Consider the following 11,603-nt stretch of genomic DNA (forward strand, 5'->3'; position numbering starts at 1 on the left):
GCTTATTCCGCCGCCTGCTTGAAGCCGCTCTTGGCCAGCGCCGAGCATTCGGCCATCACGGCCGACGCCCGCGCGATCGGGTTGGTGAGATAGAAGTCCTTCACCGGCGAGGTGAAGGTGCCTTTGTTCAGCCGGCCGCCAAGCTTCGCCACCTTCGCGATGTCGTCGCCGCTGCCCGCCTGCACCTGGTCGATGCGGGCGAGATGCGGGAATTCGCCATAGAGCTTGGTGCGCAGCTGCGCCAGCGAATCGAAGGGCAGCTTCTTGCCGAGCACGTCGGAGAGCGCCCGCAGGATCGCCCAGTCCTCGCGCGCCTCGCCAGGGGCGAAGCCAGCGCGATTGGTCTGCTGCACGCGGCCTTCCGTGTTGACATAGGTGCCCGACTTCTCGGTGTAGGCCGCGGCCGGCAGGATGACATTGGCGCGGTGCGCGCCGGCATCGCCATGCGTGCCGATATAGACGACGAAGGCGCCGCCGGTCTTGGCCATGTCGATCTCGTCGGCGCCGAGCAGGAAGAGCACATCGGTGTCGCCCAGCATGCCGGCGACGTTCTTGCCGCCCTCGCCCGGCACGAAGCCGACATCGAGGCCGCCGACTCTTGCCGCGGCGTTGTGCAGCACCGCAAAGCCGTTCCATTCGGCCGTAACCGCGTTGACGGCAGCCGCGAGCTTCGCCGCCTGGCCGAGCACGGCCGCGCCATCGGTGCGCGCCAGCGCGCCCTGGCCGACGATGATCAGCGGATGCGTGGCCTTGCTCAGCACCTCGAAGAACTTGCCGTTGCCGTCGGCAATGTCCTTCAGCGATTCCGGGCCGGCGCCGATCAGCTCATAGTCGTAGCGTGTGTCGCCGATCTCGCCGATGACGCCGACCGGCAGATTGCCGACGCGCCAGCGCTTGCGGATGCGGGCATTGAGCACCGAAGCCTCGAAGCGCGGATTGGCGCCGATGATCAGCACCGCATCGGCCTGCTCGATGCCTTCAATGGTCGGGTTGAAGATGTAGCTGGCGCGTCCCAGCGCCGGATCGAGCGCGGCGCCATCCTGGCGGCAATCGATGTTCTTTGAGCCGAGCGCGGCCATCAGCAGCTTGAGCGCGTAGATTTCCTCGACCGCGGCGAGATCGCCGGCGATCGCGCCGATCCGCTCAGGCGCGGTCTTTGCAACCTCGTCCTTGATCGCGGTGAAGGCTTCCCCCCAGCTTGCCGGAACGAGCCTGCCGTTCCTGCGCACATAGGGGCGGTCGAGGCGCTGCGTGCGCAGGCCGTCCCAGATGAAGCGGGTCTTGTCGGAAATCCACTCCTCGTTCACCGCCTCGTTGACGCGCGGCAGGATACGCATCACTTCACGGCCTCTGGAGTCGACGCGGATCGCCGAGCCGACGGCGTCCATGACGTCGATCGATTCCGTCTTGGTCAGCTCCCACGGCCGCGCCTGGAAGGCGAACGGCTTGGAGGTCAGCGCGCCGACCGGGCACAGATCGATGACATTGCCCTGCAGCTCCGACGTCATCGCCTGTTCGAGATAGGTGGTGATTTCGGCATCCTCGCCGCGGCCGATCAGGCCTAGTTCGGAAATGCCGGCAACCTCGGTGGTGAAGCGGACGCAGCGCGTGCAATGTATGCAGCGGTTCATCACCGTCTTGACCAGCGGGCCGATATACTTGTCTTCGACCGCGCGCTTGTTCTCGTGATAGCGCGAGGAATCGACGCCGAAGGCCATCGCCTGGTCCTGCAGGTCGCACTCGCCGCCCTGGTCGCAGATCGGGCAATCGAGCGGATGGTTGATCAGCAGGAATTCCATCACGCCTTCGCGGGCTTTCTTGACCATCGGCGTGTTGGTGAAGATTTCCGGAGGCTCGCCATTCGGGCCCGGACGCAGGTCGCGCACGCCCATGGCGCAGGACGCCTGCGGCTTGGGCGGGCCGCCCTTCACCTCGATCAGGCACATACGACAATTGCCGGCGATCGACAGCCGCTCGTGGTAGCAGAAGCGCGGCACTTCCGCGCCGGCGTCCTCGGCCGCCTGCAGCAGCGTGTAATGGTCGGGTACCGTGATCTCTTTCCCGTCGACCTTTAGCTTTGCCATTCGCCTCAAACCTCTGCGGATGTCCCGCAATCTACCCTTCCGGGCGCGACCTGAACCGCGCCCGGCATCTCAATTCACTTCTTCGCGGCGAGCGCCGCGGCCTGGGCAGTCCAATCGTCGCGGCCGATGCGGCCGGCGAGCGACAGGTAGTCTTCCACCCAGGCGATCTCTTCCGACGTCCAGGCAGCGATCTGGCCATAGGTCCAGATGCCGAGACCGTTGAGCACCTTCTCCAGCTTCGGTCCGATACCCGAAATCGCCTTCAGGTCCGACGGCTTAGCCGGCTTGTCGATTGCCTTCGGCTGCCTGAAATCTTCCGGCATCAGCCCGGTCGCGGCCGGTTGGGCGACGAGACCTGTCCCGGTCGCGTCGAGCGCCTTCTCGGTCGCGTCGAGCGCCTTCTCGGTCGCGTTCGCCGCGATGTCGGTCACGTCCCTGGCGAAGGTCTGCGCCCTGGCGATCAGCGTATCGGTCGCCTTGCGCGCCTTGGAAGCGTTGGCGGCCGCTTCGTTCTGGGCCTCAAGGTCCTCGAGGAAAGGCTGGAACATGCGCTGCGAGGCTTCCATCGCGCCGGTGAACGCACCCATCCACATGCCGACGGCATGGTTGGCAAGACCGATGCTGAGCGCCGACATCGCCGCGGCGCCCGCGACCGGATGCGCCAGAAGGTTGACGGCGCTGGCCATCTCCTTCGGCATCATCTTGGTCAGGTCCTGGTTCATTTTCTCGAGTTGGTCCAAATCAGGCATGAACGGGTAAGGTATCGAATACAGCGCCATAGAGATCTCCTGGTCGTTTCTTCGTATGCCCCGCCCCTGCTTTTTAGTCTTCGGGCCAAGCCCGTATTTCGAAATTCTTATTCCGCCGCCACCATCACCGGCTCGACCCGGTGCGCGTTGCGCGAAAACTCGTCGATGCGACGTTCCACCTCGCTGCGGAAATGCCGCATCAGGCCTTGGATCGGCCAGGCCGCCGCGTCGCCCAGAGCGCAGATCGTGTGACCCTCGACCTGCTTGGTGACGTCGAGCAGCATGTCGATCTCGCGCTTCTGCGCCTCGCCGCGCACCAGCCGCTCCATCACCCGCCACATCCAGCCGGTGCCTTCGCGGCACGGCGTGCACTGGCCGCAGCTCTCATGCTTGTAGAAGTAGGACAGCCTGGCGATCGCCTTCACGATATCCGTCGACCTGTCCATGACGATGACGGCCGCCGTGCCGAGGCCGGATTTCAGGTCGCGCAGCGCGTCGAAATCCATCGGCGCATCGATGATCTGCTCGGCCGGCACCAGCGGCACCGAAGCGCCGCCCGGAATGACCGCGAGCAGATTGTCCCAGCCGCCGCGAATGCCGCCGCAATGCGTCTCGATCAGCTCGCGGAACGGGATCGACATCGCTTCTTCGAAAGTGCACGGATTGTTGACGTGGCCGGACACGCAGAACAGCTTGGTGCCGGCATTGTTCGGGCGGCCGAAGGACGAGAACCAGGCGGCGCCCCGGCGCAGGATGGTCGGCGCGACCGCGATCGATTCGACATTGTTGACGGTGGTCGGGCAGCCATAGAGGCCGACATTGGCCGGGAATGGCGGCTTCAGCCGCGGCTGGCCCTTCTTGCCTTCCAGGCTTTCGAGCAGCGCCGTCTCCTCGCCGCAGATATAGGCGCCGGCGCCGTGATGCATGTAGATGTCGAAGTCGTAGCCGGACGTGTTGTTCTTGCCGATCAGCTTGGCTGCGTAAGCCTCGTCGATAGCGCGCTGCAGCGCCTCGCGCTCGCGGATGAACTCGCCGCGCACATAGATGTAGGCGGCGATCGCGCCCATGGCGAAGCCGGCGACCAGCGCGCCCTCGACCAGCGTGTGCGGATCGTTGCGCAGGATATCGCGGTCCTTGCAGGTGCCTGGCTCGGATTCGTCGGCGTTGATGACCAGATAGCTCGGGCGGCCGTCGCTCTGCTTCGGCATGAACGACCATTTCAACCCGGTCGGGAAGCCGGCGCCGCCGCGGCCGCGCAGACCGGACGCCTTCATCTCGTTGACGATCCAGTCGCGGCCCTTGGCGATGAGGCCGGGCGTATCGTCCCAGATGCCGCGCGACTGCGCGCCGGCCAACGACTTGTCGAAGAGGCCGTAGATGTTGGTGAAGATGCGGTCTTTGTCCTGAAGCATTTATCGTCCCTCAGACCGGCTTCTTGCCGAAGACACGGATGTATTCGGCGACGCCGCCCTTGGCGAGCGTCTTGGCCTGCTTCACCCAGTCGTCGCGCTCGATGCGGCCGCGGAAATTGAGATAACCGTCAACCCATTCGCGCTCGGCCTTCTTCCATGCGGCGACCTGCGCGAAGGTGTAGATGCCCAGCGAATGCAGGGTCCCTTCGATCTTCGGGCCGACGCCGGAGATCAGCTTGAGATCGTCGACCGCGGCAGGTCGCTCGATGCCGGCCGGCCGGTTCTTGTCGTTGAGTGAAGGTTTCGCCGTCTTGGCGACAGGCTGCTTGGTTTCCGGCGCCTTGAAGGCCGTGGCCGGTTCGGCCTTCGTCTTCGGCCCGCTGCGCGGCTTGGAAACGGCCTCGACTTCCGGAGCAGCCTGATTGGCGTTGGCGGCCGAATGGCGCGGCGCCCTGACGCTGGCGCCGTTCTCGGTGGCCGGGGCGACCTTGACCGGCGACGGCGTGTTGAGCGCCGGGCTGGTTTCAGCCGCATGGGTCTTCGGCTTGCTGGATTTTGACGGTCCAACCGGGCCCGGGGCGGCCGGAGCCGGCGCCGAACTTGCCGGCGCAGCGGGTGCCGGGGCTGCGGCGGGAGCATCAGCCGGCGCCGACGCGAGAGCTTCCCTGGCCGCTTTCGCCGCCGCCTTGGCTTCCTTGTCGCGCGTCGACTTCAGGATCGCCTTTTCGCTGGTCAGCGTCGTCAGGCCGGTAGCCGGCTCGGAGCCGTGGCGGCCGTTCTGCGGGCCTGGCTTGACCTCGGCGCCCTTGCCGGCGTCGTAGAGATCGATGATCTCGGCCAGCCGCTCAGGCGTCAGGTCCTCGAAAGTGTCCTTGAAGATCATGACCATCGGCGCGTTGACGCAGGCGCCGAGGCATTCGACCTCCTCCCACGACAGCGTGCCCTTGTCGTTGGTATGGAACTGGTCGTGATGGATTTTCGAACGGCACACATCCATCAGCGCTTCGGAGCCGCGCAGCATGCAGGGTGTGGTGCCGCAGACCTGGATATGGGCGCGTGTGCCGACCGGGTTGAGCTGGTACTGCGTGTAGAAGGTCGCGACTTCGAGACCACGGATGCGCGGCATGCCGAGCATGTCGGAGATCGTCTCGATCGCCGCCTTGGTGACCCAGCCTTCCTGCTCCTGCGCGATCATCAACAAGGGGATGATCGCGGACTGCTCGCGCCCTTTCGGGTATTTGGCGATCCACTGCTGGGCGGCTGCCGCGTTCGCTTCGTTGAAGGCGAACGAGGCTGGCTGGAGGCTGGCTTCTGCAAGACGGCGGACTGACATTTAGCGATCGACCTCACCAAACACGATGTCGAGGGAGCCAAGCACGGCGGTGACGTCGGCCAGCATGTGGCCGCGGCACAGGAAATCCATGGCTTGCAGATGCGCGAAACCAGGCGCGCGCAGCTTGCAGCGATAGGGCTTATTGGTGCCGTCGGAGACCAGGTAGACGCCGAACTCGCCTTTCGGCGCCTCGACGGCCGCATAGACCTCGCCGGCCGGCACGCGATAGCCCTCGGTATAGAGCTTGAAGTGATGGATCAGCGCTTCCATCGAGCGCTTCATCGCGGCGCGCTTCGGTGGCACCACCTTGCCATCGAGATTCGACACCGGGCCGACGCTTTCCTTGCCGAGCAAGAGATCGACGCACTGGCGCATGATCTTGGCCGACTGGCGCATCTCTTCCATGCGCACAAGGTAACGGTCGAAGCAGTCGCCGTTCTTGCCGATCGGAATGTCGAAATCCATCTCGGAATAGCATTCATAGGGCTGCGATTTGCGCAGGTCCCAGGCGGCGCCCGAGCCGCGCACCATCACGCCCGAAAAGCCCCAGGCCCAGGCGTCGGCCAGCGACACGGTGCCGATATCGACATTGCGCTGCTTGAAGATGCGGTTGCCGGTAAGCAGCGCGTCGAGATCGTCGATCGACTTCAGGAACGGATCGATCCACTTGCCGATATCTTCGACCAGCTTATGCGGCAGGTCCTGGTGCACACCGCCCGGCCGGAAATAGGCCGCATGCATGCGCGAGCCCGAGGCGCGCTCGTAAAACACCATCAGCTTTTCGCGTTCGACGAAGCCCCACAGCGGCGGGGTCAGCGCGCCGACGTCCATCGCCTGCGTCGTGACATTCAAGATGTGCGACATGATGCGGCCCATCTCGGAATAGAGCACCCGGATCAGTTGCCCACGCTTCGGCACCTCGATGCCGAGCAGGCGCTCGGCCGCGAGAGCGAAGGCATGCTCCTGGTTCATCGGCGCGCAATAGTCGAGCCGGTCGAGATAGGGCACGGCCTGCAGATAAGTCTTGGCCTCGATCAGCTTCTCGGTGCCGCGATGCAGCAGACCGATATGCGGATCGACGCGGTCGACCACCTCGCCGTCCAGCTCCAGCACCAGGCGCAAAACGCCATGCGCCGCAGGATGCTGCGGACCGAAGTTGATGTTGAAGTTGCGGACGGAGGTTTCAGCCATGGGTCGCCCTACTGCTTCGCCTTCTCATCCCCGGGGAGGACGTAATCCGTTCCTTCCCACGGGCTCAAGAAGTCGAAGTTTCTGAATTCCTGCTTCAATTCCACCGGCTCGTAGATGACCCGCTTGGCCTCGTCGTCGTAGCGAACCTCGACGAAACCGGTCAGCGGGAAATCCTTGCGCAGCGGATGGCCTTCGAAACCATAGTCGGTGAGGATGCGGCGCAGGTCCGGATGGCCGGAGAACAGCACGCCGTAAAGGTCGTAGGTCTCGCGCTCGAACCAGTCGGCACCGGGATAGACGCTGGTCAGCGACGGCACCAGCGTCTCCTCGTCGGCCTGGACCTTGAGGCGGACGCGCGCATTCTGCTTCGGTGACAAAAGGTGATAGACGACATCGAAGCGCTTGGCGCGCGAGGGATAGTCGGCGCCGCAAATGTCGATGATCGAGATGAACTGGCAGCGCGGATCGTCGCGCAGGAAGGTGGCCACCTCGATGAGATTGCCCGGTTCCACCGAAATCGTCAGCTCGCCATACGCAATCACGGCTTCGCCGATGCGGCCGGAGAGCTTCTCGCCGAGATAGGTGGAGAGTTCGTTCAAAGCCAGGGTCATCGGCTCACCGCTCGATCGTGCCGGTGCGGCGGATCTTCTTCTGGAGAAGGAGAATGCCGTAGAGCAGTGCTTCCGCGCTCGGCGGGCAGCCGGGCACATAGATGTCGACCGGCACGACGCGGTCGCAGCCGCGCACCACCGAATAGGAATAGTGGTAATAGCCGCCGCCATTGGCGCAGGAGCCCATCGAGATGACGTAGCGCGGCTCCGGCATCTGGTCGTAGACCTTGCGCAGCGCCGGCGCCATCTTGTTGGTCAGCGTGCCGGCGACGATCATGATGTCGGACTGGCGCGGCGACGCGCGCGGGGCGACGCCGAAGCGCTCCGAGTCATAGCGCGGCATCGAGGTGTGGATCATCTCGACCGCGCAGCAGGCGAGACCGAAGGTCATGAACATCAGCGAGCCGCTGCGCGCCCAGGTGATCAGCGCCTCGGTCGAGGTGACAAGGAAGCCTTTGTCGGCCAGTTCATTGTTGATCTCGAGGAAGAAGGGATCGTCCTCCCCTACCGGCCTGCCGGTGTTGGGGTCGATGATGCCCTTAGGCTTCGGCGCGACGAGGGTGCCTGAACTGTCGTTCAATCCCATTCCAGCGCTCCTTTTTTCCATTCATAGGCAAAACCGATGGTCAGTACCGCCAGGAACACCGTCATCGACCAGAAGCCGAGCATGCCGAGCTTCGAGAAGGACACCGCCCACGGGAACAGGAAGGCGACCTCGAGATCGAAGATGATGAACAGGATCGACACCAGGTAGAAGCGGATGTCGAACTTCATGCGGGCGTCGTCGAACGAGTTGAACCCGCATTCATAGGCGGAAAGCTTTTCCGGATCGGGATTGCGGTAGGCCACCAGGAACGGAGCAACGATGAGCGCCAGACCGACGATCATCGCCACGGCGATGAACAGCACGATAGGCAGGTACGAACTTAGGAGTGCGCTCATGCGGCGACTTTCCTTCGGCGGGGGCAGTTCATTTTGATTACAGCAACGAACTCTAATGCGGAAGCGTGACAGATTAACCGCTGAACCGTTTTAAGGGGCCCATGCTGCAACGCGGCGAGGGTTAGCGCAGCGGTTTCGGTGACGCAAGTCAAACCTTGTTCAAATCGCGGCCCTGGACGCCTTATCGGAAGAAACTGGTCCGATCCGCTCCTGTTTGATTTCCTTCGATTTTTACTCCACTTTTGTCTCCTGACATATCTCCCGCCATTTGCCTGCTAACATGGCCGGAATCACCGGCTAAAAATCCAAGGGACGATCGGGGCGACGCCTGATGAAAGACAAGATTTCGCTGGCCATGGCGAGGCGCATTGCGCTGGACGCGCAAGGGTTCAACGACCGTCGCCCCGCAGGAGTTCCGGATCGCCGGCACCTCGCCCGGGTGCTTTCGCGAACCGGCCTTCTGCAGATCGATTCCGTGAGCGCGGTGGTGCGGGCGCATTATATGCCGCTCTATTCGCGCCTCGGCCCCTACCCGCTTACGCTGCTCGACAATGCCGCGGTCACCCGCAAGCGCGCCGTGTTCGAATACTGGGCGCATGAGGCGTCGTTCCTGCCCGTCGAGACCTACCCGCTGATGCGCTGGCGCATGCAGCGCGCCGAGCAGGGCGAGGAGATGTATCTCGGTCTCGCCAAATGGGGCCGTGAGCGCAAGGAAATGATCGACGAGATATATAGAGAGGTCGCCGATCGCGGTCCGATCGCCGCCTCCGATATCGAAGGCCACAAGGGTAATGGCGGCTGGTGGGGCTGGAGCGAGGCCAAGCACGCTTTCGAATGGCTGTTCTGGGCCGGACGCATCACCACTGCCTACCGGCGCGGCTTCGAGCGCTATTACGACCTGCCCGAGCGCGTTTTGCCGCAGGCGGTGCTCGACCTTCCCGTTCCCTCGGTCGAGGACGCGCATCGCGAATTGCTGCGCATTTCGGCCCGTGCTCACGGCATCGCCACCTATGGCGACCTGCGCGACTATTTTCGTCTCGCGCCGGGCGACACGAAGGATCGCATCGAGGACCTGGTTGAGGCGGGGGAACTGCTGCCGGTGAAGGTCGAAGGCTGGGACAAGACCGCCTATCTCCACAAGGAAGCCCGTTTCCCGCGCCGGATAGAGGCGCGCGCCCTGCTCGCCCCCTTCGATCCCGTCGTCTTCGAACGCACCAGGACGGAAAAACTCTTCGATTTCCGCTACCGCATCGAGATCTACACGCCGGCCGAGAAACGCCAATATGGCTACTACGTGCTGCCCTTCCTGCTCGGCGACCGGATCGTCGCCCGCGTCGATTTGAGAGCTGACCGCCCGGCCAGCATCTTGCGCGTCCACGCCGCCTATGCCGAGGCCGGCGCCCCGCCCGAAACGGCCGCACAGCTTTTCGATGAGTTGAAGCAGATGCAGGGCTGGCTCGGCCTGGAGTCGATCGAAGTGACGCCGGCCGGCGACCTCGGACCGGCGCTGGCCGACATCGCGGTGTCGTAGCTGCGCGTTGACAGGGACCTAGCCGTAAGCCTAAATCCTGACCCAGACGGTCTTCTCCCGGCAAAGGGAGGAGCCAAGAGGGAATGCGGTGCGGGCCAAAACCCAAATCCGCGGCTGTCCCCGCAACTGTAAGCGACGAGCCTCTGCCGAAAACCACTGGGATTTCCCGGGAAGGCGGCATTCAGGGCGACGACCCGCGAGCCAGGAGACCTGCCGTCTGAGACTTTAAGTATCCGAATGCCCGGCGGGTTTTCCGGGCAAGGAGCATGGTTTTGGATCGCAACGACAGTTTCCAGGCAAACATCGCGGACATTCCGTCCGAGCCCGACGCTTTGGCCGGCGTGACCGTCATCGTCTGCTCATCCTGCCGCGACGAGACCGGTTCGGATGCGCATCCGCGCGCCGGTGCGCTGCTTGCCGAAGATACGCATCGGGCTGCTTCCGGCGAAAAGATCAACATCCGTACCGTCGAATGCCTCGGCAACTGCAAGCGCCGGCTGAGCGCGGCTTTGCTCCGCAATGGCTGCTGGAGCTACGTCTTCGGCGATCTGAACACGACCAGCGGCGCCGATCTCATCGCCGGCGCAAAGCTCTTCGCCACCTCGACCGATGGTCTCATCCCCTGGCGCGGCCGGCCCGATTCCCTCAAGCGCGGCCTGGTTGCCCGCATCCCTCCTCTCGACATGCTGAAGGACTGACCATGAACGCATCCGTTTCCCGTGTTCCCTGCACCGTCGTCACCGGCTTCCTCGGCGCCGGCAAGACGACGCTGATCCGCAACCTGCTTGAGAACGCCAAGGGCAAGCGGCTGGCGATCATCGTCAACGAGTTCGGCGATGTCGGCATCGACGGCGAGATCCTGAAAGGCTGCGGCGTCGACGCCTGCCCGGAAGAAAACATCGTCGAGCTCGCCAATGGCTGCATCTGCTGCACCGTCGCCGACGACTTCGTGCCGGCGCTCGACCAGATCCTGTCGCTCAAACCCAAGGTTGACCACATCCTGATCGAAACCTCCGGCCTCGCTCTGCCGAAGCCCCTCGTCCAAGCCTTCCAATGGCCGAGCGTGAAGAGCCGCGTGACGGTCGATGGCGTCATTGCCGTGGTCGACGGACCGGCGCTCGCCGACGGCCGCGTCGCTTCCGATATGGATGCCCTGCAGGCGCAGCGTGCGGCTGACGATTCCCTCGACCATGACGATCCGGTCGAAGAGGTATTCGAGGACCAGATCGCCTGCGCCGACCTGATCATCCTGTCGAAGAGCGACCTGATGGATGCGGCGGGCTCCGCCCGTGCCAACGCCGTCATCGGCGAGCATGTCGCGCGCGCGGTCAAGGTCGTGCCGACAGCGCAGGGCAAGGTTGACCCGTCCGTGCTGCTCGGCCTCGGCCTTGCGGTGGAGGACGACATCGAGAGCCGCAAGACCCATCACGACGACGAGCTCGACCATGAGCACGACGATTTCGATTCCTTCGTCCTCGACATTCCGTCGATCGCCAATCCCGACGAGCTGGCCAAGCGCGTCGCCCTTGCCGCCGAGCAGGAAAACGTGCTGCGCGTCAAAGGTTTCGTCGAGGTCGGCGGCAAGCCGATGCGGCTCCTGCTGCAGGCTGTCGGCCCGCGCGTCAACCACTATTACGACCGCGCCTGGACGGCCGAGGACGACCGCCGCTCGCGGCTCGTCGTCATCGGCCTCAAGGGGCTGAACCGCCCGGCAATCGAGCGTATCCTCGTCGGCTGAGGCTAATACCAA

General features: G+C 64.1%; 11 protein-coding genes and 1 riboswitch. Of the genes, 3 read left to right on the plus strand and 8 right to left on the minus strand.

Annotated features, from left to right (window positions below; all coding sequences use genetic code 11):
• Window positions 1-2: 2 nt before the first annotated feature.
• The 8 genes from nuoG to O7A05_RS04350 form a co-directional block, all read right to left on the minus strand.
• Window positions 3-2,084: an NADH-quinone oxidoreductase subunit NuoG gene (nuoG, locus tag O7A05_RS04315; protein WP_337091713.1), complete on the minus strand. Its 2,082-nt coding sequence runs from the start codon at window positions 2,082-2,084 to the stop codon at window positions 3-5.
• Window positions 2,085-2,158: 74 nt separating this feature from the next.
• Window positions 2,159-2,863, minus strand: coding sequence for an NADH-ubiquinone dehydrogenase (locus tag O7A05_RS04320; protein WP_337091714.1), 705 nt, complete (start codon window positions 2,861-2,863; stop codon window positions 2,159-2,161).
• A 77-nt stretch (window positions 2,864-2,940) separates the two neighbouring features.
• Complete coding sequence (gene nuoF / locus O7A05_RS04325) at window positions 2,941-4,245, minus strand: NADH-quinone oxidoreductase subunit NuoF (protein ID WP_337091715.1); 1,305 nt, start codon at window positions 4,243-4,245, stop codon at window positions 2,941-2,943.
• A gap of 10 nt (window positions 4,246-4,255) precedes the next feature.
• On the minus strand, window positions 4,256-5,578 hold the full coding sequence (locus O7A05_RS04330; protein ID WP_337091716.1) for an NADH-quinone oxidoreductase subunit E: 1,323 nt from the start codon (window positions 5,576-5,578) through the stop codon (window positions 4,256-4,258).
• Window positions 5,579-6,769: an NADH-quinone oxidoreductase subunit D gene (locus O7A05_RS04335; RefSeq protein WP_337091717.1), complete on the minus strand. Its 1,191-nt coding sequence runs from the start codon at window positions 6,767-6,769 to the stop codon at window positions 5,579-5,581.
• 8 nt (window positions 6,770-6,777) lie between these two features.
• Complete coding sequence (locus O7A05_RS04340; protein ID WP_337091718.1) at window positions 6,778-7,380, minus strand: NADH-quinone oxidoreductase subunit C; 603 nt, start codon at window positions 7,378-7,380, stop codon at window positions 6,778-6,780.
• A 4-nt stretch (window positions 7,381-7,384) separates the two neighbouring features.
• The gene (locus tag O7A05_RS04345; RefSeq protein ID WP_015317338.1) at window positions 7,385-7,966 is read right to left on the minus strand and encodes a NuoB/complex I 20 kDa subunit family protein; all 582 of its coding nucleotides are present in this window, start codon (window positions 7,964-7,966) and stop codon (window positions 7,385-7,387) included.
• The gene (locus O7A05_RS04350) at window positions 7,957-8,322 is read right to left on the minus strand and encodes an NADH-quinone oxidoreductase subunit A (protein WP_337091719.1); all 366 of its coding nucleotides are present in this window, start codon (window positions 8,320-8,322) and stop codon (window positions 7,957-7,959) included. The genes O7A05_RS04345 and O7A05_RS04350 overlap by 10 nt, the downstream gene beginning before the upstream one ends.
• 331 nt (window positions 8,323-8,653) lie before the next feature.
• Here O7A05_RS04350 and O7A05_RS04355 point away from each other — a divergent pair, with 331 nt between their 5' ends.
• From O7A05_RS04355 to cobW, 3 genes are all read left to right on the plus strand, one after another.
• A complete protein-coding gene (locus tag O7A05_RS04355) occupies window positions 8,654-9,853 on the plus strand; it encodes a winged helix-turn-helix domain-containing protein (RefSeq protein WP_337091720.1) in 1,200 nt (399 codons plus the stop codon).
• Between the two features lie 30 nt (window positions 9,854-9,883).
• Window positions 9,884-10,085, plus strand: a riboswitch (cobalamin riboswitch).
• A 40-nt stretch (window positions 10,086-10,125) separates the two neighbouring features.
• On the plus strand, window positions 10,126-10,551 hold the full coding sequence (locus O7A05_RS04360) for a DUF1636 family protein (RefSeq protein ID WP_337091721.1): 426 nt from the start codon (window positions 10,126-10,128) through the stop codon (window positions 10,549-10,551).
• 2 nt (window positions 10,552-10,553) lie between these two features.
• Window positions 10,554-11,591, plus strand: a complete 1,038-nt coding sequence (gene cobW, locus O7A05_RS04365) for a cobalamin biosynthesis protein CobW (RefSeq protein ID WP_337091723.1) — start codon at window positions 10,554-10,556, stop codon at window positions 11,589-11,591.
• Window positions 11,592-11,603 lie beyond the last annotated feature (12 nt).

The sequence above is a fragment of the Mesorhizobium argentiipisi (SeqCode) genome (genome assembly GCF_037179585.1).
Taxonomy (GTDB): Bacteria; Pseudomonadota; Alphaproteobacteria; order Rhizobiales; family Rhizobiaceae; genus Mesorhizobium; species Mesorhizobium argentiipisi.